This window comes from Bacillus spizizenii TU-B-10, assembly GCF_000227465.1.
GTDB lineage: Bacteria > Bacillota > Bacilli > Bacillales > Bacillaceae > Bacillus > Bacillus spizizenii.
This window is the reverse complement of sequence record NC_016047.1, coordinates 4,158,651-4,177,979: the sequence shown is the minus strand read 5'-3', so window position 1 is coordinate 4,177,979 and position 19,329 is coordinate 4,158,651. Positions and strand designations below refer to the sequence as shown.

General features: G+C 44.6%; 21 protein-coding genes and 1 pseudogene. 11 read left to right on the top strand and 11 right to left on the bottom strand.

Annotation, left to right across the window (positions count from 1 at the left end; all coding sequences use genetic code 11):
• Positions 1–41: 41 nt before the first annotated feature.
• A pseudogene (locus GYO_RS44220) lies at positions 42–230 on the top strand (LysR family transcriptional regulator); the annotation flags it as partial.
• A gap of 46 nt (positions 231–276) precedes the next feature.
• Here the strand turns inward: GYO_RS44220 and GYO_RS42915 are convergent.
• From GYO_RS42915 to GYO_RS42905, 3 genes are all read right to left on the bottom strand, one after another.
• A complete protein-coding gene (locus GYO_RS42915) occupies positions 277–756 on the bottom strand; it encodes a DUF2798 domain-containing protein (protein WP_014115869.1) in 480 nt (159 codons plus the stop codon).
• Positions 757–837: 81 nt separating this feature from the next.
• Positions 838–1,281, bottom strand: coding sequence for a GNAT family N-acetyltransferase (locus tag GYO_RS42910; protein WP_014115868.1), 444 nt, complete (start codon positions 1,279–1,281; stop codon positions 838–840).
• Positions 1,282–1,295: 14 nt separating this feature from the next.
• Entirely contained in the window at positions 1,296–2,174 is an 879-nt protein-coding gene (locus tag GYO_RS42905) for a LysR family transcriptional regulator (protein ID WP_014115867.1), read from the bottom strand.
• A gap of 187 nt (positions 2,175–2,361) precedes the next feature.
• Here GYO_RS42905 and GYO_RS42900 point away from each other — a divergent pair, with 187 nt between their 5' ends.
• Positions 2,362–3,561 (top strand): MFS transporter, encoded by a 1,200-nt coding sequence (locus GYO_RS42900; RefSeq protein ID WP_014115866.1) that lies wholly within the window; start codon positions 2,362–2,364, stop codon positions 3,559–3,561.
• Positions 3,562–3,688: 127 nt separating this feature from the next.
• Here GYO_RS42900 and GYO_RS42895 read toward each other — a convergent pair whose 3' ends face one another.
• Complete coding sequence (locus GYO_RS42895) at positions 3,689–4,528, bottom strand: pentapeptide repeat-containing protein (RefSeq protein ID WP_014115865.1); 840 nt, start codon at positions 4,526–4,528, stop codon at positions 3,689–3,691.
• A 147-nt stretch (positions 4,529–4,675) separates the two neighbouring features.
• Between GYO_RS42895 and GYO_RS42890 the strand changes: the two genes are divergently transcribed.
• Together GYO_RS42890 and GYO_RS42885 are read left to right on the top strand one after the other, a co-directional pair.
• Positions 4,676–5,065, top strand: coding sequence for a YybH family protein (locus GYO_RS42890; RefSeq protein ID WP_014115864.1), 390 nt, complete (start codon positions 4,676–4,678; stop codon positions 5,063–5,065).
• A 64-nt stretch (positions 5,066–5,129) separates the two neighbouring features.
• Positions 5,130–5,939 carry a YybI family spore inner coat protein gene (locus tag GYO_RS42885; RefSeq protein WP_014115863.1) on the top strand — a complete coding sequence of 270 codons (810 nt, stop codon included), beginning with the start codon at positions 5,130–5,132 and terminating at the stop codon, positions 5,937–5,939.
• Positions 5,940–5,960: 21 nt separating this feature from the next.
• Here the strand turns inward: GYO_RS42885 and GYO_RS42880 are convergent, their stop codons facing one another.
• A complete protein-coding gene (locus tag GYO_RS42880) occupies positions 5,961–6,698 on the bottom strand; it encodes a MerR family transcriptional regulator (protein WP_041521113.1) in 738 nt (245 codons plus the stop codon).
• A gap of 229 nt (positions 6,699–6,927) precedes the next feature.
• On the bottom strand, positions 6,928–8,238 hold the full coding sequence (locus GYO_RS42875) for an MFS transporter (RefSeq protein ID WP_014115861.1): 1,311 nt from the start codon (positions 8,236–8,238) through the stop codon (positions 6,928–6,930).
• 435 nt (positions 8,239–8,673) lie between these two features.
• Here GYO_RS42875 and GYO_RS42865 point away from each other — a divergent pair, with 435 nt between their 5' ends.
• On the top strand, positions 8,674–9,120 hold the full coding sequence (locus GYO_RS42865) for a DUF6376 family protein (protein ID WP_014115860.1): 447 nt from the start codon (positions 8,674–8,676) through the stop codon (positions 9,118–9,120).
• A gap of 234 nt (positions 9,121–9,354) precedes the next feature.
• Here GYO_RS42865 and GYO_RS42860 read toward each other — a convergent pair whose 3' ends face one another.
• On the bottom strand, positions 9,355–10,284 hold the full coding sequence (locus GYO_RS42860) for a manganese-dependent inorganic pyrophosphatase (RefSeq protein WP_014115859.1): 930 nt from the start codon (positions 10,282–10,284) through the stop codon (positions 9,355–9,357).
• A 206-nt stretch (positions 10,285–10,490) separates the two neighbouring features.
• Between GYO_RS42860 and hypR the strand changes: the two genes are divergently transcribed.
• Positions 10,491–10,868 carry a transcriptional regulator HypR gene (gene hypR / locus GYO_RS42855; protein WP_014115858.1) on the top strand — a complete coding sequence of 126 codons (378 nt, stop codon included), beginning with the start codon at positions 10,491–10,493 and terminating at the stop codon, positions 10,866–10,868.
• 29 nt (positions 10,869–10,897) lie between these two features.
• On the opposite strand, the gene cotF is transcribed toward hypR, so the two are convergent.
• Positions 10,898–11,380 (bottom strand): spore coat protein CotF, encoded by a 483-nt coding sequence (gene cotF, locus GYO_RS42850; protein ID WP_014115857.1) that lies wholly within the window; start codon positions 11,378–11,380, stop codon positions 10,898–10,900.
• 145 nt (positions 11,381–11,525) lie between these two features.
• On the opposite strand from cotF, the gene GYO_RS42845 reads away from it, so the two are divergent.
• The 4 genes from GYO_RS42845 to rplI all read left to right on the top strand — a co-directional run bounded on the left by GYO_RS42845 (position 11,526) and on the right by rplI (position 15,295).
• Entirely contained in the window at positions 11,526–11,675 is a 150-nt protein-coding gene (locus GYO_RS42845) for a hypothetical protein (RefSeq protein WP_014115856.1), read from the top strand.
• A 227-nt stretch (positions 11,676–11,902) separates the two neighbouring features.
• Positions 11,903–12,832 carry a YybS family protein gene (locus GYO_RS42840; RefSeq protein ID WP_014115855.1) on the top strand — a complete coding sequence of 310 codons (930 nt, stop codon included), beginning with the start codon at positions 11,903–11,905 and terminating at the stop codon, positions 12,830–12,832.
• A 37-nt stretch (positions 12,833–12,869) separates the two neighbouring features.
• Positions 12,870–14,849 carry a cyclic-di-AMP phosphodiesterase GdpP gene (gene gdpP, locus GYO_RS42835; RefSeq protein WP_014115854.1) on the top strand — a complete coding sequence of 660 codons (1,980 nt, stop codon included), beginning with the start codon at positions 12,870–12,872 and terminating at the stop codon, positions 14,847–14,849.
• Positions 14,846–15,295: a 50S ribosomal protein L9 gene (rplI, locus tag GYO_RS42830; RefSeq protein WP_003219165.1), complete on the top strand. Its 450-nt coding sequence runs from the start codon at positions 14,846–14,848 to the stop codon at positions 15,293–15,295. Before gdpP ends, rplI begins: the two co-directional genes overlap by 4 nt.
• Before the next feature lie 36 nt (positions 15,296–15,331).
• On the opposite strand, the gene GYO_RS42825 is transcribed toward rplI, so the two are convergent.
• From GYO_RS42825 to GYO_RS42815, 3 genes are all read right to left on the bottom strand, one after another.
• On the bottom strand, positions 15,332–17,443 hold the full coding sequence (locus tag GYO_RS42825; RefSeq protein ID WP_014115853.1) for an ArnT family glycosyltransferase: 2,112 nt from the start codon (positions 17,441–17,443) through the stop codon (positions 15,332–15,334).
• A gap of 116 nt (positions 17,444–17,559) precedes the next feature.
• Complete coding sequence (locus tag GYO_RS42820) at positions 17,560–18,768, bottom strand: CynX/NimT family MFS transporter (protein ID WP_014115852.1); 1,209 nt, start codon at positions 18,766–18,768, stop codon at positions 17,560–17,562.
• Positions 18,769–18,840: 72 nt separating this feature from the next.
• Entirely contained in the window at positions 18,841–18,981 is a 141-nt protein-coding gene (locus GYO_RS42815; RefSeq protein WP_003242786.1) for a YycC family protein, read from the bottom strand.
• A 120-nt stretch (positions 18,982–19,101) separates the two neighbouring features.
• Here GYO_RS42815 and GYO_RS42810 point away from each other — a divergent pair, with 120 nt between their 5' ends.
• The gene (locus tag GYO_RS42810) at positions 19,102–19,305 is read left to right on the top strand and encodes a hypothetical protein (RefSeq protein ID WP_014115851.1); all 204 of its coding nucleotides are present in this window, start codon (positions 19,102–19,104) and stop codon (positions 19,303–19,305) included.
• Positions 19,306–19,329: the final 24 nt, after the last annotated feature.

Sequence of the window (19,329 nt, the reverse complement as noted above, 5' to 3'; positions counted from 1 at the left end):
ATAGGCTCATCAGAGATCAAACATAAATCGGCAGATCCCGATTTTCTGTTTTGCCTTATATCACAGTGAAAGAAGAAGTGGAGGCGGGGAAGCTGAAAATCCTTCATCATGCTGAAACCTTTGATCCGCTTTACTCTCATATGTTAATCACAAAGAAAAAATGGCAGCTGCCTGCCGCGGAGGCTTTTGCGGAGCTTGTTTTACATTCGATTTGTGAGGCGGTGTGCTGAAAATCATTGGGAAAAGGAGTGGGTGTAACGCTCACTCCTTTTCTATTTAAACAGCAGCTGTGAGCTTCGGTTTTACAAATTTCATAAAAACCCCTCTGACTAATGGACCCATAATCAGTAATTGCAAGGGATAAGCTAAGATGAAATTTTTCAATACAATCATCAGGTAAGTGCTGAAGAGGCTGTCCCCGTTAATTCCATTTGATAAAGCGGCTGTCACTAAACCGAACACAGACATACAAAGCACCATGCCGATCACCATACACGTAGACATGGCGAGGATGACATATAATTTCTTAGACTTGTCGAACGGCATGCTGAATGCAATCTTTTTGGCAAGGGGACCCACTAACAGTAAATCTAACAGCAGGGCGACCATAAAACCGATGACCATTTCAAAAGCTGTCACCAATGAAAAATCATGTATGGCTCCGTTGATGATGGCATTGTAAATCGACATGATGCAGACCATTCCAAAGCACATCATCACGCCAAATATAAGACCTTCTTTTTTATTTGTTGGCATACAATCAATCCTTCTCTCCATAATCGGTGATTAGTATACCAATGAACCACTCATGCTCATAAGTGACAAATTTGTGAACTTTTATAGGGCGAAGCTGTCTTTTTTTGTCATCAGCACATGCGGAATGCCGTCCAGTATAAATTCTTCTGATGCTGTCTGATAGCCGAGCTTTTCATAAAAGCCTGCCGCCTGTGTCTGGCCGTGCAATTTGAAGGCAGAAATGCCTTGTTCTTTCACAATGCGTTCTAACGCATCGACCATCACTATGCCCAGCCCGAATTTGCGATAGGGCTTCAGAATGCAGATTCTTTCCAGTTTTCCCGCGTGATCAACGATACGGACACGGGCTGTGCCAACGGGCTCATTCTCATGATAAACCAAGATGTGCCGGCAATCTTCGCGGAGTGTATCGAACTCATCGAATTCGTCGGAAACAGGACAGCCTTGTTCCTCTACAAATACTGCCTTTCTGATATCAAACGCGATATGTAAATCATGTTCTGACGTTATTTTTTTCACATTCACGATGTGATCCTCCCTTACTCAGAAAAATGGCTGATGACATATTGTTTAAAGGTCTCAGCAACCGGTGATAAAAATCGGCCTTTTATCCAGGCGATTCCTATGACACGCTGACATTCTGGCCAGCTGACGCGGATTTTTGTAATTTTGCTTTGGTCTAAGCCTTTCAGATCGGGCAGAATGGATATGCCGAGCCCGGCAGCGACAAAACCTGCTGCGGTGGCGGCTTCTTCCCCTTCAAACATAATGTTTGGCTGTATATCGGCTTTCTCAAACAGCTCATCGACTGTCATCCGAAGTGCGTAGCCTTTTTTCAATAAAATAAAACGCTCCCCGGCAATCTCACTCAGGGTAATGCTTTCACGATTGGCTAATGGGTGATCGTTTGGCACAAATACAAAAAGTTCTTCACTCCACAGCTTGATCCATTGGATCGGCTTTTCAGGCTTGATCGAAGCGAGGAGGCAGAGGTCCAGATCTCCGGATTTTAATCGTTCAAGCAGCCAATAGGAATGGTTTTGTTTCAGCTGGAAGGAAATGTTGGGGTATTCCTGCTGGAAGGAGCCGATGAGATCGGGCACGAGCGTTGTCCCTAAAGTATGCAAAAAGCCGAGAGATACTTCGCCTTGGTCTGGCTTTAATAAGGCTTGGATTTCCTGTTTTCCCTCGGTGTACTCCTTCGTCATCGCCTCTACCCTCCGTAAAAAGATGTGCCCATATTTATTTAAGGTAATGGATCGTCCGTGCCTGTCGAATAGCGGGACGCCTAAATGGTTTTCCAGTCTGGCGATAGAGCGTGAAAGCGCAGGCTGTGTGATGGAGAGGCTTTTTGCCGCCTTCGTCACGTGCTGCATCTGGGCCAGTGTTTGAAAATATTCAAGTTGTTCCCATTCCAACCCTCATCCCTCCTAAATTACATATAAGCATGAAAAGGATATTTTATATGCATTATACAACATATATTAACGGTGCTAAGATAAATGTATAAACAGACTCGAGGATGTTTGAATTCGTAAGAAATAAAGGATGGTTGTTTATGAATGGCAGTGCTCAACAACATGCTAAGGGACCGATAAAGTCCCGATGACATACATTCAAAAAGGCACACCGGTTTTTCGGAAAATTACGTTTGCTTTCTTTGCCGCGGGTTTCAATACATTTGCAATTCTTTATTGCGTACAGCCGCTTCTGGAGGAATTCACGCGGGAATTTCATGTGACACCTACTGCGGCGAGTCTTTCTTTATCCGTTACAACAATGCTGTTAGCTGTGAGTATGCTTGTCTTTGGTTCATTGTCCGAGGTGTGGGGACGCAAGCCGATTATGGCTGTATCCATGTTGGCCGCATCCGTTCTTTGTCTGGCGTCGGCCTTCAGCCCGAACTTTCATACGCTGCTCGTATTGAGAACCATTCAAGGGATTGCGCTCGCTGGCCTTCCTTCTATTGCGATGGCTTATCTCGGAGAAGAAATTGAACCCGGAAGCCTTGGATCGGCGATGGGGCTGTATATTAGCGGAAACGCGATCGGCGCCGTTTTTGGAAGGATCGTGTCAGGGCTCCTGAGCGAGTACTTTACTTGGCATATGGCGATGGGGTCAATTGGTGTGATTAGTTTGATCGCAAGTATTATATTTTTTATAAATTTGCCTCCATCCAGGCACTTCACGCCGAGAAAATTGGAGCTCGGGCAATTGGGAATGTCTCTCATCAGCCACTTGAAGGACCGGAGACTATTAAGCTTGTTCCTCATTGGTTTTTTGCTGCTCGGAAGCAATGTTGCATTGTTTAACTACATTGCGTATGTGCTGTTGGGACCGCCATATTCGTTTAATAAAGCGTTTGTCAGCTGGATTTTTATTGTGATGATTGTAGGGATTTTCAGCTCGTCTTTCATTGGAAGAATGGTTGATCAATATGGCTATCCGAAAATACTGGTGATGAATATTTTCATCGTCATCACGGGTGCTTTGTTAACGATAAACAGTGGGTTAGCAGTGAAAATTCTGGGGATTGCCCTCTTTACCTTCGGCTTCTTCGGCGGGCACTCAGTCGCCAGCAGCTGGGTGGGCAGGAGAGTGCTTCATAACAAAGCGCAGGCGTCATCGCTGTATTTGTTCTTTTATTACGCCGGTTCAAGTATTTGCGGAACAGTCGGCGGGCTATTCTGGTCTGCTTTTCACTGGCTGGGCGTCATCGGTATGATCACCTTCATGCTGCTGGCTGCGTTATGGCTGTCGGGATACTTGGCTAAAAGTGTGAAAATGCCGGATAAAGCATTATGACTGATGTTTGGTACCCGACATTTCACAGAATAAAAGGTAACTATAAGATTAGCACTACTCATTTTCACCAACTGCTGTTAAAGATGAATGATGGCAGCAAAAAAAAGGACCGCAGGCGGGTCCTTTTTTATTTCCAATGGGCAGGGGTTTGCAGAGACGGTGGAAGTTTTGTGTTTGAATCGCCGTTTGCGGCATTCACCTGTGCCTGCGTCAGAAAGATGCTGCCGGTCAGGTCGGCGCCGCTGAGACCAGCGTCTCTCACATCTGCACCGATAAAGTCTGTCATTCTCAGATCAGCATTTCTCAGATCGGCGGCTATGAGCAGCGCCCCTCTTAGGTTTGCTCCTCGCAAATCAAGCCCTTTCAGTTTCGCGCCGATTAGAACACTTCCCCGGCTGATTTTTTTCGGGAGTTTTGGATTGCGGGCTTGGGCACGCACCAGCTCACTAGTTTTTAACAGCCATTCATTGACCTCAGCTCGATGCTCGTCCACCTGCAGTGTCAGCAAGCGTTCTTTGCTGAGTCTGGTGAGCCTTTCTATTTTTTCGAAACTGGTTCTCAGTTCAGGATGAATCGGCTTGGCTATATCTATAGAAAGAGCTTCATATAAATACCAGAGCATTTCGTGCAGCTGCTGCATGATGGGAAAAACGTCAAACATCTCGTTGGCTGTTTCCGGGTTATTTCGCCAATCCTTTCCCTCATAAGTGATTTGGGATACCTTCTGGCCGGCGCCAAAGCATTCATATGCAGAACAGCCTCGAAATCCTTTTTCTCTGAGATCTTTATGTATAGAACATTGATAGTTTGATTGTAAGTTGCGGCAAGGCGTGCCCCCGTCTTTATCAAAAGCAAAATCCGCTGATTTCGCATAAGGCAAGGCGACACAGCACAGGCCAAAACAATGCTGGCAATCCGCACGTAAATCATGATGTATATTGTCATGTAACGTTACTTCCGCAGACAATATTGTCCACCCCTTCACTGGGTACTTTGTTAAATATATCTATTTGATTATATAGGAAATAGGAATACTTTTCATTTTGTTTTTACGGTTTCAGCGGGTCAAACGATGTATAATATATCCAATCATGATGATTGGGAGGGACCCCTCTTGGAACAGCAAATTAAAGACATTATCTCTGCGTGTGATTTGGCAATCCAAAATGAAGATTTTGATACACTGATGACGTACTACACGGAAGATGCCATTTTAGTTGTGAAGCCTGGCATGATCGCGCGAGGCAAAGAAGAAATCAAGAAAGCATTTATCAAGATCGCGAACTATTTCAATCATCGTATTGTCCCGACACAAGGGGAAATGATCATGTTGGAAGCAGGTGACACTGTACTCGTCCTTTCTCAGACACTGCTTGATTCGGATAAAAAGAATTCCGAGTATGCGATGGAAAGAAGAGCGACCTATGTATTTAAGAAGAATGCGCAAGGCGAGTGGCTTTGTGCAATCGATAATTCATATGGTACGGATTTAATTGGTGTTTAGCGTCCTTCGATGTGCCATTCCTGCATATAATAATTCATTCAGCTGAATAGGGAAGGTGACGCCAATGAATCTGTATGACATCAGAATGGCTCCTTATTGGTTTTATGAAGGCAGAGGACTTGTTCCACATCCATACGTTTTTCGGCAGCCTGTCTCCTCTCGTGCAATCATTGCATCAGCCCGCGGGGATGTAACGGGAGACGGCGTAATTGACGAAGTCTTTCTCACTGGCAGCCAAATGACTGGCAGCCCTTTATGGAGAAATATCACATTGGTAATCCGTGACGGCAGAACCCATCAGGAACAGCGAATCCAGCTCCAAAACAATCTGGGATACAATCCGTCACTTTTTCTGGGGGATATGACAGGCGACAAGATTGATGATGTGGCAGTGGTAATAGACACTGGGGGAAGCGGCGGCACTATATATGCGTATATTTTTGCCTATCTAAATCGGCAGTTCCGACAGATTTTTAACTCGGATGTGTTTAATGATGAATTTAAGTACAGTGTGAGCTATCAAAATCAATATAAAGCAAGTGTCATCAGCCATCATCAGAATGAAACGTATATCCTCGATCTTACTTACAAGGGCAGGGAATATTTGAATGAGATTTATACCAGCCAGGGTGTGTTAAAAATGCCGATAGAAGGCTGGGTCAATCCTTTGTCTGGCCTGTATCCGGTTGATTTTGACAGAGACGGCACATACGAACTTGTGGCGTATCAGCGGATCGCCGGGAGGTATAACGCTGACTCGCTGGGATATGTTCAAACCGTATTGAAATGGAACGGGCGGAATTTTGCCGTTGACCGGCAGAATGTATCAATTGTTGGCGGTGCTGTCTCGTCATCACGAAGGCTGTCTCCCTAGATAGAGTGACAAAGACTCACGTTACAGGTGTTCTGCAACGACGGTCAAATAATAAGATAAACCTGTTTGCTGCTCTTCTAGCATTCCTCTATGGAAATCATCTTGCACAAAAAATCGCGTTTGTTTTACGTAATCTTCTTTACTTGTCGGATGCCCGTTCTGATTTAGGAACTTAAGATGATTTATGACATGCTCTTGCACGGCAGGGTCATGATACGTCACGCCGCTCCTTAAAAAATCAGCCATTCCATCAAGAAAATGTTTTGCTTCTATCGCCATTTTGTTCATTTCATCTACATTGATCGCATGAGTATCTAATTCAAAATTGTAATGATCTTTTAAATAGCCATTTTGTTCTGCTAAAGATTGTTTCCACTCTTCCGCGCTTTCAAATCCTTTAAACATGACCTTATGATCCATATTCTCACCTTTTCTCGTGTATTCTAAAGACGTGTTGGCTGTTTGAATGAGGCGCTGATACTTTTCAATTTTCTTTTCAAACAGCTTTTTTTGTTTTTCTAATGTACTAGTTCTTTCAGCATCCTTATCTAATAATGTTTTTATTTCTGATAAAGGAATATCTAATTCTTTGTAAAAAAGGATTTCCTGCAGTCTTTTTAGTTCGTCAGCACCATAGTACCGATATCCGGCTTCACTTATTTCTTTTGGAGCCAGCAGGCCGATTTTGTGGTAATGATAAAGCGTTTTGATTGTCACGTTCGCAATGTGGGATAATTCTTTTACTGTTAATTTCACAATCCAATTCCTCCTTCTTCTTTCACTATGAGGCCTTACCTTTGGTTGGAGTCAAGGATAAAATGGTGGTATTGGCGTCCGGAGAGAATAGAATATCGGTGAATATGGGAGAAGTTTTATTTGAATCACTAAACAAGTGGCACGCCCTAGATTGAAATAATCCTGAGAAGCCGTTCAAAAGCTGGCCGCTTCTTATTTATGATCAAAAAAGAGTGCTTTCAGCAAGCACTCTTTATTCCAGCTTAATTCGTTTTACATCCCCTAACACAAACACATAAAAAACCAATCCCAGCAACAGCACAAAACCAGCTACCAGAAAGCTGAGCGTAAAGGAGCCTGTCACATCAAACAAATACCCCGTCAGTGAAGCGGCAATAATGCCTCCGAACAGGTTGTTTGCCAGGTTCACCATGGAGCTTAGCATGGATACGGAACCGATCGGCGCCAGCTCTGCGGAGATGGACCAGCCGACTGGAGCGGTTGCAGAAATACCGGCAAGGCCGATTGAAATACAGATAATCGCGATGGTGATATTGTTCGTCAGAATGGAGCCTAAAAAGAAAAAGCCGAAGCTCATTCCAACAATGATTACGGTTCGGTATACCTTGGTGTTAGGATAACCTTTCTTAATAAAGTAATCGACGAGCCATCCCCCGACTACAATTCCGGAAATGGTTGAGATCAGCCATGGCACGGCTGTAAATAAACCGGACGACATGAGATCCATTCCGTATGTATGTTTAAAGAAAGTCGGAAGCCAGGTGAGCAGCAGGTTGAATGTATAGCCGTACCCTGTAAATCCGATCATTAAGCCCCATACTTTCCGGTTGGAGAAAAGCTTTTTTAAAAGCGGACCCGTTTTGTAAGGGATTTGCTCTGTTGTAATTGAATTGTGTCTTTGAATATAGTTTAGCTCACTTTTGGAAATGCGTTTGTGCCGTTCAGGCTGCTCATAATACTGCCAGAAAAAGATCGTAAACAGCACATTGATGCATCCAATCGTCAAAAAAGCGACACGCCAGTCAAAAGTTGTGACAAGAAAGGCGACCAATGGCGCGCCGATTACGTTTGAAAATTTGGCGGCCGAGTCGAACAGTGAGTTTGCCAATCCCCGCTCACTTGGAGGAAACCATAGTGCGGTTGCCTTGGAGGCGGCAGGGAACGCAGAGGCGCTCGTCAGCCCAATGAGAAACCGGAACAAATACAGCAGCAATTTTCCTTGCAAAAAAGCAAGAAGGATCGTTAATAAGCTCCATATCGTCATTCCAATCCTCGTGACCCACGCCACGCCAAACCGGTCCAGCAAACTTCCGACAGGCAGCTGCATCAGTGTATAGGAATAGGTGTAAATGGAAAACACGATGCCGAGTTCGGTTGCTGTAAGGTGAAACGAATCTTGTATCGCAGGGGCCGCTACAGAGATGGCCACTCGGTCAAAATAATTAAGAATAATAATGCCGCTGAGTAACGAAGATATGTACCATCTGGTATGTCCAGGCCGTTTCACGCGCTCTTGACTCATGATGAAAACCTCCTCTGTCATAGCATGATCTCCTGATGGAAATACCATTCAAATTTTAAATACCACAGTGGACTTTTGTGTAAACGGACAGCAGGAATTTGACTGGAAAAGCCCGGTGCTTTAGAATGAAAGTAATAAAAATGAACACTCCAAAGGGGAGTAGCTTTCACAGTAAAGTCGTCATTACGGGGCAAGATGCCCTCGGCTTTGCTGGCAATCTAATTGTTAGCGAGACCTTTGCCAAATCTGATTTGGTGAAGGTCTTTTTGTTTCGGAACTTCACCAAGTCGGTGGAGTTTTTTCATTTTTATCAAAAAGGGAGAGGAGCGTCAGGATGTCTAAGCTGAAAAAGTGGCTGAAGCGAGAATTGGTGAGGAAAGGGCTGCCGTTAGCAAAAGAGAAATTGATCCCGATCTTAAAAGAAAAAATGAAGAAGAAGCGATGAGGAGGCTGACGATGAAAATCATTTTGACTGTTCTTGGCGGAGTGGGGCTTTTGAGTGCAGGCGGATGCGGCATGCTTGATCAGGTGAATGACGGATTGAATTATACAAGTGAAGCCGCCGGCTATGTGGAGAAGGTGAAGACATTTGCAGAGGATGCGCCTGAATTGGCTGAGCAAGCTGTAAATGACACTGAGGCGAAAGAAAAACTTGAAGCACAGCTTGAGTCGATTCAGCAGGCTGCCGCTGATTTTAATGAATTAACACCGCCTGATGCTGCGGCGGAGATTCATCAAACCGTTCAGGAGCATAACGAAACCTTGCAAAAAAGTGCTGAAGATGTGTTGAAACAAGTGGAGGAAGGCAAGGTATCGCTTGAAGAATGGGAGCAGTTAGACCTTGTCCAAAACGCAAAGCAAATTACTGATGTGATGGGCCAGATTGAAAAGCTGGGCGAATAAGAAAAAGCATCCCGATGACGGGATGCTTCAGCGTGTCGACAAACCCTCGCATTCGTTGTCAGGCCTGCGCTTCAGTGCTCACGAATTCCAACATTCGCTGTGCTCCGATGCTCGTCCTTCCTAGACTTCAAGGGTTTTCAATCACGCTGAAAAGATGACAACATCCTAAAACGATAAACCGTTTTAGGATGTTGTCAGTAATATGAAGCATCCCGACGACGGGATGCTTTTTTATTATTCAGCCATTGCGTCAGTTAAGACAGGAACGACTTGTTTTTTACGGGAAACAACGCCTTTTAAGAGGGCCGTGTTGTTTTCTAATGTAACGTTGAACGCTTTTTCCACTTTCGCTGCTTCGTTACCGATCGCAAGGGCAAGTGAATCATTTTCTAAGATGTCTGTGATGACAAGAAGGAACAGGTCAAGGTTCTTCTCAGCCACAACGTTAGAAATCACAGCTTCTAATTCAGCTTGGCGTTTTTTTACATCTTCAATGTCTACTGTGTTCACTTGTGCGATTTCGACTTTTTTGCTGCCGAGTGTAAATTCTTTCGCATCAAGAGAAATCAGCTCTTCCACTGTTTTTTTGCTTAAATCAGCGCCAGCTTTCAGCATGTTCAAGCCGTATTCTTCAGCATCTACGCCGGCGATTTCCGCAAGCTCTTTTGCTGCCGCTACGTCTTGGTCTGTGCAAGTTGGAGATTTGAATAACAGTGAGTCAGAAATGATCGCAGACAGCATCAGGCCGGCAATTTCTTTCTCGATTTTCACGTTATTTTCTTTATACATTTTGTTTAAGATTGTAGCCGTACAGCCTACAGGCTCAGCACGATAGTAAAGCGGCTCAGCTGTTTCAAAGTTAGCGATGCGGTGGTGGTCGATCACTTCTAGAACCTGAACATCTTCAATGTCCTTGATGCTTTGCTGGCGTTCGTTATGGTCAACCAAGATAACGCCGTTTACTTCGTTTGCGGCTGTTTCAACAAGACGCGGGCTTTCTTGTTTGAAATAGTCAAGCGCGTATTGTGTTTCGCCGTTGACTTGTCCAAGACGGACTGGCTCAGCATTAAAGCCGAGTTTGTTTTTCAAATGAGCATAAGCAATCGCAGAACAAATCGTATCTGTGTCTGGGTTTTGGTGTCCGAAAATAAGTATTTTTTCCATGATAGCTCCTTATCTATTTTTTAAGTAGTGTAATCTTTATATAGTTTAACACGTCTTGCTGCAGGTGTAATCATACAAACCCGTAAAAATTGATGTGAATAAGAAGCATTTTCTTTGAGCTGAGAAGAAAAGGTGTGTAAAATACTGGGTAGATTAGTTGCGAAATGTGATGTAGTATCAAAAAAGGTACTATTGGAGGGTCAAGAATGAGTGAAAAAAAGAATATATACCCGAACAAAGAAGGCTGTCCAGTTGAATTTACACTAGATGTGATTGGCGGAAAGTGGAAAGGGATTCTTCTTTATCACATGATAGATGGCAAGAAACGGTTTAATGAGTTTCGTCGAATTTGCCCGAGTATCACCCAAAGAATGCTCACCCTTCAGCTTCGGGAGCTGGAAGCGGACGGCATCGTGCATCGTGAGGTTTACCATCAGGTGCCGCCCAAGGTTGAATACTCTCTGACGGAATTTGGTCGAACGCTTGAACCGATTGTTTTGCAAATGAAAGAATGGGGAGAATCCAACAGAGATGTGCTGGAATCTTATCGGTCGAACGGCTTGCTGAAGGATCAGCAGAAATAGCAGCAAAGGGAACTCCTTTGCTGCTTGTTTTATTTCATTGAAAGGGCTCTGTTGGCGTTTCTGACGTCATTTTTCAACAGTTCAGAAAGGTTGTAAGACGGATAGTATCCATGCTGATACATGTATCGATAAACTTGTGCATGCAACTGGATGGCAGCATTCAGCTGCTTGACCAGTACGTTTCTTAATTGAGGTGTTGCTGTTTCTGTAATCGCGATGGCATAGCTGCGGACAGACGTTTTGGCAAACCCGAGAAGATCACCGCTGTAAAATGGGTTATCCGCGCGTTCTTCTTCCTCATCCTCTCTGTGCGGCGCCTGCGGAAAGAATGGAAGAAGCTCTCTTAGATTTTGCTCAACAGCCTGAATAGACACACTATAAAGCTGTCTGAGCTGAGGGTCTTTTACTTCTCTTATCATTTTCTTCAGCCTAATGAGTCCATTTGATTGAAAAGCAACCAGCTCGTGCATTTCTAATGTTTCATGCCAAGCCAATGTTCTGCGTTCATCCATGTAACAATTCTCCTTTATCAATCAGATTCCATATCAGCATATGCCCAACGCTCAATGTTGTTCATGATGTTTTGAAGTTTTTAAAAAGGGAAATTCACCTTATATAGGATACGGGTTGAGAACATGCAAAAAGAGGTGAAACACGATGTGGGAGATGATAAAGAACTTTTTCTTGTTTAGCAGCGGCGTTCTGCAAGCAACAACGCTTTTACTGGTGATCTTAATTTTTATGTATGTCAGAAAAACGAAAAAGAAAAACAAGGAATCTTCTGGCTTTATGGATGATAAACATTAACCGTGATGGGCATTCTTTTCAAAGAATGTCTTTTCATTTGCAATGTTTCACATGAAACATTGGCGTCATTTTACTTGCGATTTGGACTTATGTTAAAATATAAAAGTAAAATTTAGAGATGATATAAAAAAACATTCGGTGCAAAGCATGTTGCAGCGATGAAAAAAGAGCAGTCGTTTATGCTGCTCTTTTCTATTCGTATGTTCAGGATGATACGAGGTGACTAAGTGAAACAAACGAGAGCATTAATGGAAGGTGCTATTTTAATCAGTCTGTTTGCGATCATCACGCTTTTGGTCGTTTATGTTCCTGTGATTGGAACAATTCTGTTATTTGCACTGCCGCTGCCCATGATCCTGTATACGATTAGACATGGATTGAAGTTAGGGATATGGATGGGCATTGTCAGTCTTCCGGTTGTTTTTATTGTTGGGTCCTTTACCGGGCTTATTGTAGCTTTTATGTCAGCTTGCGCCGGCATTGCCATGGGGCACTATTTCAAAAAGAAAGAACCCGGGCACGCCATTATTTCGGGCGCTCTTATTTATATGCTTTGTATTGTCTTCTATTTTGTGATAAGCATTCAGTTTTTGGGTATCAATATCATTGATGAAGCGATGACACAATACCGGCAATCTCTTGATATTGTAGAAACTGTAGTGAAGCAGTCGGGCAATGCTGAACAGCTTGAGAAGCAATTGAAACTGATGGAAGAACAATTGGGTATCGTTCAATATCTTTTTCCAACAGCTATTGTGATGGTAGGAGCTATTTTTTCTTTCCTCAGTTACCTTATCGCTAAGCCGCTCTTAAGGCGATTCTCCCCCGATATTCCTAATCTAAAGCCTTTTAGAGAGTTGAAGTTTCCGCAAAGTGTTGTAGTGCTGTATTTAATGATCGTCATACTTTCATTTTTGCCTTTAGAAAAAGGCCAAATGCTGTACTCTATCGCTTTAAATGGGGAGTTTATACTCGGGTTTCTGATTTTTATCCAAGGTTTATCATTTATCTTTTTCTATTGCCATAAGAAACAATATCCGAAGGCTGCGGCTGTAATTGCAGTGATTCTTGGGTTTATACATCCGATCTTTATGGCAGCCATTCGCATTTTAGGCGTTATAGATATGGGCTTTAATATAAGGAATAAGGTGAAGTGAACATGAAGTTTTACTCACATGGTGGGGAGTGATAGAAATGCCAAGCTTTTATGAAAAACCGCTGTTTCGGTATCCCATCTATGCATTGATTGCTCTGTCAATCATTACAATCCTCATCAGCTTTTATTTTAACTGGATATTAGGAACCGTCGAAGTACTGCTGCTCGCAGTTATTTTGTTTTTTATTAAACGTGCTGATTCTCTTATTCGAAAAGAGATTGATGCTTATATTTCTACGTTATCCTACAGGTTGAAAAAAGTCGGTGAAGAGGCATTGATGGAAATGCCGATCGGCATCATGCTTTTTAATGACCAATATTATATAGAATGGGCAAATCCGTTTCTTTCTTCTTGCTTTAATGAAAGCACATTAGTGGGGAGGTCCCTTTACGATACTTGTGAGTCGGTTGTGCCGCTCATCAAACAAGAGGTGGAATCGGAAACGGTTACATTGAACGACCGTAAGTTTAAGGTTGTCATCAAACGGGATGAGCGCCTGCTGTATTTCTTTGATATAACGGAACAAATCCAGATTGAAAAGCTATATGAAAACGAAAGAACCGTGCTGGCGTATATTTTCCTTGATAACTATGATGATGTGACCCAAGGATTGGATGACCAGACGAGAAGCACGATGAACAGCCAGGTAACATCTTTGCTGAACGCCTGGGCGCAGGAGTACGGGATCTTCCTGAAAAGGACGTCTTCAGAACGGTTTATTGCTGTACTTAATGAACACATCTTAACTGAACTCGAAAATTCGAAGTTTTCGATTCTAGATGAGGTGCGGGAAAAAACCTCATTTGACGGTGTAGCACTGACGTTAAGCGTTGGTGTAGGGGCGTCAGTCTCCTCGCTGAAAGAACTTGGCGATTTGGCGCAATCCAGCTTGGACTTAGCGTTGGGGCGCGGCGGAGACCAAGTAGCCATTAAGCTGCCGAACGGCAAGGTGAAGTTTTACGGAGGTAAAACAAACCCGATGGAGAAACGAACAAGGGTGCGGGCCCGCGTCATTTCTCATGCCTTAAAGGAAATCGTCTCTGAAAGCAGCAATGTGATTATCATGGGGCATAAATTCCCTGACATGGATTCTATCGGCGCAGCGATCGGGATTTTAAAGGTGGCTCAGGCAAATAACAAAGATGGTTTTATCGTCATTGATCCAAATCAAATCGGATCAAGTGTGCAGCGTTTGATTGAGGAAATCAAAAAATATGAAGAGCTGTGGTCAAGGTTTATTACGCCTGAAGAAGCGATGGAAATCTCCAATGATGACACGCTGCTTGTGATCGTTGATACACATAAACCGTCACTTGTTATGGAGGAACGGCTGGTCAATAAAATTGAACATATCGTGGTTATCGACCATCACCGCAGGGGTGAGGAGTTTATCAGAGACCCGCTGCTCGTTTATATGGAGCCGTACGCTTCTTCGACAGCGGAATTGGTGACAGAACTGCTTGAATATCAGCCGAAGCGCTTAAAAATCAATATGATTGAAGCAACAGCCCTATTAGCTGGTATAATAGTGGATACAAAGAGCTTTTCTCTCCGCACGGGCTCGCGGACTTTTGATGCGGCTTCTTATTTAAGGGCAAAAGGCGCCGACACGGTGCTTGTGCAGAAGTTCCTGAAAGAAACCGTTGATTCCTATATTAAACGGGCGAAGCTGATCCAGCATACAGCCCTCTATAAAGAGAACATTGCGATTGCTTCTCTTCCTGAAAATGAGGAGGAATACTTCGATCAAGTGCTCATTGCGCAGGCGGCCGATTCGCTGCTGTCGATGAGTGAAGTTGAGGCTTCATTTGCGGTGGCGAGACGGGATGAACAAACCGTTTGTATCAGTGCGCGGTCACTTGGCGAGGTCAATGTTCAGATCATCATGGAGGCGCTGGAAGGCGGAGGGCATTTAACAAATGCGGCGACTCAGTTGTCCGGCATTTCAGTTTCTGAAGCGCTGGAACGGCTGAAGCACGCCATAGATGAGTATTTTGAGGGAGGCGTACAGAGATGAAGGTTATTTTCTTACAAGATGTAAAAGGAAAAGGAAAAAAAGGCGAAGTCAAAAACGTAGCAGACGGTTATGCGCATAACTTTCTAATTAAAAAAGGCCTCGCGGTTGAAGCGAACGCGTCAAACATCAGCGCGCTGAACGGACAAAAACAAAAAGAGAAAAAAGAAGCTATTGCCGAGCTTGAGCAAGCAAAGAGCTTAAAAGAAACATTAGAAAAACTGACAGTTGAGCTCAGCGCGAAATCAGGGGAAGGCGGCCGTTTATTTGGTTCTGTGACAAGCAAGCAAATTACTGAACAGCTCCAAAAAGACCATAAGATTAAAGTAGATAAGCGGAAGCTTGAACTGCCGGACGGCATTCGTGCATTAGGATATACAAACGTGCCTGTGAAGCTGCATCCTGAGGTGCAGGCTGTGTTAAAGGTACATGTGAAAGAAGAAGTTTAATAGAAAAGAGGCTTGGAGCAATCCAAGCCTCTTTTTTTATTCCACGAGATAAAGAGTTTGCTGGCTTTCTCCGCCAGGTCCTCCTCTCATGCTTTGCAGGCTGCTGTTTGTGCTGCTGGAAGAACTGCTATATTCGTCAGATGTTATTTCTTTTCCGTTTTTCTTAATCCAGGAAACAAGTTCGCTGTTGCCTGAGTTATTTCCTGACAGAAGGAAGTATTTTACTTTGCCTTCTTTGACCAGTTTTTTCAGTTCGGACACAGTCAGAATTGGATCTGTGCCGTTAAATCCGCCCATTGCCATAACAGATTCATTTTCATTAATGATGTATGGCGCAGCCGTTACGGTTGTCAAAGTAGCAAATAGATACTCTTCGCCGGTATTATGCTTTCTCAGATAGGACAGGAGTCCGGTGTCGACCTCTGAAGAGAACATGTTTCCGCCGTTTGCTGAGCTATTAAGCTGCGGGCCGGATTCAGGAAGGACGCTGTTGCCTCCGTATAGAAGCGGCGTTGCTGACCAGTAGACTGGTGTGAGCAGCAGAACACATAAGCTGATGATCGTCAGCTGCTTGCTGAATGGATGGCTGCGTTTAAGCATCAGAAGCGCAAGGGTGATGACGAGTCCTAAGAGTCCTAGTACGTACATCCATACACTGCCGATTTGGCTTGTATAAGCGCTCAGAATATAAACCTGGAACGCGGCTGTGATTAGAACGGCTGCCGGCAGAAGATAGCTGGCCCAGTCTTTATTGTTTTTGTATAAACGGTACATTGTGTACCATCCGATACCGGAAAGTGCGGCAATCGGAGGTGCCAGCATAATTAAATAATACTGGTGGAAGAATCCTGCAACGCTGAAGAAACCAGCGACCGGAACGAGCCATGCCGTCCAGAATAGCGTTTCTTTCATTTCAGCAGCCTGTCCGCGGCGATCACGGTACCAGCTGACGATTCCGCCCAGCAATCCGATCAATGCGAATGGAAGCATCCAGCTGATTTGGCCGGAAAGTGCCGATTGGAAGAGACGAAGCGGTCCTGCATCGCCGGTGCCGAACATATTCATGTTTTTTCCGCCGCTACCGCCAGGTCCTCCATTTCCGCCGCCAGGCCCGCCGTTTCCAGTTCCGTTGCCTGCTGGAGGTGTGCCTCCGCCTCCATTTAAAGCGCCGTTTTGTCCGTTAGGCGGCTGAGGCCCCTGTGAATTGTTTCCGAATGATTGATTGCCGTTTTGATTGGCGGCACTTCCGTCAGACTTGCTGTTTCCGTCAGAAGATGATCCGTTGCTGTTTGGCGGTTGCATGGTGCTATGATTCTGCATGTTACGGCCGCCAGCGGCATTCATATCACTCCTTGCAAGGCCGGTGGTTTGTCCAAGCAGCCGCTCTGTGCCGTTGTAGCCGAAGGCCAGTTCTAACACTGAGTTGGTCTGGCTGCTTCCTACATAAGGCCGGCTGGAGGATGAGGCCGAATCCACCACAACCGCCCATGAGAGGGAAAGGCCTGTCAGTAGGACAAGAGACAGAATCAGAGACCCGATTTTTTTCTTCAGAGAAACCTGAGATGCAATCAGGTAGAATAACACAAATGCAGGCAATACCATAAACGCTTGCATCATCTTCATATTAAAGGCGAGTCCTATCAGGGCAAATGCCGTCAGGAGCCAAACCAGCTTGCCTTGTTTCACGGCCCGAAGCAGGCAAGCTGAACCGAGCAATAAGGTAAAGACAAGCATGCTGTCAATATTGTTTGTCCGGCTGACGGCTACTGCGATAGGCGTCAGTGTCATGACAAGTGCGGCAATGCGGGCCGCTCCAATTCCAAAAGTCGGTTTGATCATTCTGTAGAGAAGGAATACAGATCCAACTCCAGCGAGAGCCTGGGGAAGGATTACACTCCATGTGTGAACGCCGAAAATCAGTGCGAAAATCGTTTGAATCCATAACACAACAGGCGGCTTATCTACTGTCACAAATCCAGAAGGGTCAAATGATGCATAAAAGAAATTGTGGAAGCTTTGCGTCATGCTTTTCACAGCCGCCAAATAGTATTGGTTCGCTGTGTCATCCTGCCAAATGTTATACGCATTCAGAAAAGCCGCTGTAAGCAAAATGAGAATAAGGACTACGTCGAATCGTTTGGTTTTCATCGTTTTTCACCTCTTTATGATGTTTAATTGTAAAAAACAAATATGAAAAACTTATGAATAAACCATAAATATTCGAAGAATTTCAAAGAAAAAAGCGGAGATATCTTCCCCGCTTTTTATGCTGAGTTTCTTTGTTTCGCTGACTGAAGAATGTATCGATCTCGTCCGGCTCCCAGTCCGGCTGCTCCCATTACGATCAGGGCAGCAATAAGAAGCACAATCGGTGTTGTCCATGAATGTGTCTGGTCAAAGAGATAGCCGACAAAGATTGGACCGACGGCTGCAAGCAGATAGCCGAATGACTGAGACATGCCTGACAGCGCAGCGGCCTGCTGTGCATTTTCACTGCGGAGACCGATAAGAGCGAGTGCCAAACTAATGCTGGAGCCTTGTCCGATACCGATAATCACCATCCAGATGGCAAGCATTGTATGGCTGCCGCCCGCTAATAATCCGCATAGGCCGATCAGATAGACTGCGGCCAGCGCCGCAACGATAACGCGCTGCTGTTTCACACGGTCAGCTAAAACCGGTGTCAGAAAAGTGGAAGGCAGACTCGCAAATTGCATGAGTGACACCATCCATCCGGCTGTTGATGTATCAATCCCGTGTGAACGGAGAATTTCAGGAAACCAAGCGATGCTGCTGTAAAATAAAAATGATTGCAGTCCCATAAAGATGGTGACAAACCATGCCATTTTGGAAGCCCAAATGGAACTGTTTTGAAGCTTCACCGCCTTGTTTGCTGTATCCCGGTGGCGCAGCTGAGGTATCCAGATCAGCAATGCAAGTAACGCCAGCCCGCCCCATAAGAGAAAGGCTTGCTTCCATCCGCCTCCCATCTGTGCGGCCAGGGGTACGCTGACACCCGATGCCAAAGCAGCGAATATATTCATTGATGTCGTATACAGGCTGATCATGATTCCTGACTTTTCAGGGTATTTATGTTTGATTAAGCTTGGCAATAGAACGTTTCCGATCGCAATTCCAACTCCGATGAGTGCCGTTCCGAAAAACAAAGCGGCAGTGTAGCCGGCAGAACGAATCAAAACGCCGATAAACAGTATCAGGAGACCAAGCCATAAGGTTCGCTCATTTCCGAGGCGCTGTCCGAGCTTAGGCGCAAGCGGAGAAAGAACTGCAAACGAAAGCAGCGGCAGTGCTGTCAAAAAACCGGCTGCCCCATTGGACATGTGCAGCTCTGCCCGGATAGAGCTGATGACCGGACCGACTGAAGTAATCGCGGGCCGTAAGTTAAACGCGATAAAGATAATGCCGGCGATCAGCCAAAACGATTGGATTTTTTTATTTTGTGGATGTGGCAAAGCAGTTACTCCTTTTTTCTAACATATACATCATATTATCCCGAAACAGGTAAGCAAGTATGTGAATGAAGGCTATGATTTGTCCTCTTTTTGCAATTCAGCCATTTTGGCAAGCAGAATATGCTGAGGCATATGCATGATCTGTTCAAGCGGCAGATTTAAGGACTCTGCAAGCTTTTGGGCAGTTTCAGCAGAAATTTGCAAAGGTCTCACAAAAGATCCCTCCTCTCTTCTGTCCATTGTACAAGAATCAGATGTGAAATGTAAGAAGATGTCACAAAGGAATGGAGCAATCCGTAAATGCCCGTTATAAAAGAGGAAAGGAGGGTTCTTATGCACGCACCGCTGTCATTATTAAAACAAATGCTGACTGAGCATCAGAAAGAAACTGAGAAAGCTGTCACCTTTGAGGAGTATATAGCTGTGAGGCTGAAACTTCAGGAGCTGATGGGGAAATTTGCTTCGTTTGAGGAGTGGGATCTGTATCAAAAAGCGGCGGATCTGATGATGCACACAAGCTTCCAATGGATGAAATAAGCCGATCCGCCAAAAACCCCCCGC

Excerpts from the sequence above, each read along its gene's own strand:
- GYO_RS42845 (WP_014115856.1), top strand. The coding sequence starts at position 11,526 with ATGTGGGAGATGATAAAGAACTTTTTCTTGTTTAGCAGCGGCGTTCTG.
- hypR (WP_014115858.1), top strand. The coding sequence starts at position 10,491 with ATGAGTGAAAAAAAGAATATATACCCGAACAAAGAAGGCTGTCCAGTT.
- cotF (WP_014115857.1), bottom strand. The coding sequence starts at position 11,380 with ATGGATGAACGCAGAACATTGGCTTGGCATGAAACATTAGAAATGCAC.
- GYO_RS42865 (WP_014115860.1), top strand. The coding sequence starts at position 8,674 with ATGAAAATCATTTTGACTGTTCTTGGCGGAGTGGGGCTTTTGAGTGCA.
- GYO_RS42825 (WP_014115853.1), bottom strand. The coding sequence starts at position 17,443 with ATGAAAACCAAACGATTCGACGTAGTCCTTATTCTCATTTTGCTTACA.
- GYO_RS42875 (WP_014115861.1), bottom strand. The coding sequence starts at position 8,238 with ATGACAGAGGAGGTTTTCATCATGAGTCAAGAGCGCGTGAAACGGCCT.
- GYO_RS42915 (WP_014115869.1), bottom strand. The coding sequence starts at position 756 with ATGCCAACAAATAAAAAAGAAGGTCTTATATTTGGCGTGATGATGTGC.
- GYO_RS42810 (WP_014115851.1), top strand. The coding sequence starts at position 19,102 with ATGCACGCACCGCTGTCATTATTAAAACAAATGCTGACTGAGCATCAG.
- GYO_RS42900 (WP_014115866.1), top strand. The coding sequence starts at position 2,362 with ATGACATACATTCAAAAAGGCACACCGGTTTTTCGGAAAATTACGTTT.
- GYO_RS42885 (WP_014115863.1), top strand. The coding sequence starts at position 5,130 with ATGAATCTGTATGACATCAGAATGGCTCCTTATTGGTTTTATGAAGGC.
- GYO_RS42860 (WP_014115859.1), bottom strand. The coding sequence starts at position 10,284 with ATGGAAAAAATACTTATTTTCGGACACCAAAACCCAGACACAGATACG.
- rplI (WP_003219165.1), top strand. The coding sequence starts at position 14,846 with ATGAAGGTTATTTTCTTACAAGATGTAAAAGGAAAAGGAAAAAAAGGC.
- gdpP (WP_014115854.1), top strand. The coding sequence starts at position 12,870 with ATGCCAAGCTTTTATGAAAAACCGCTGTTTCGGTATCCCATCTATGCA.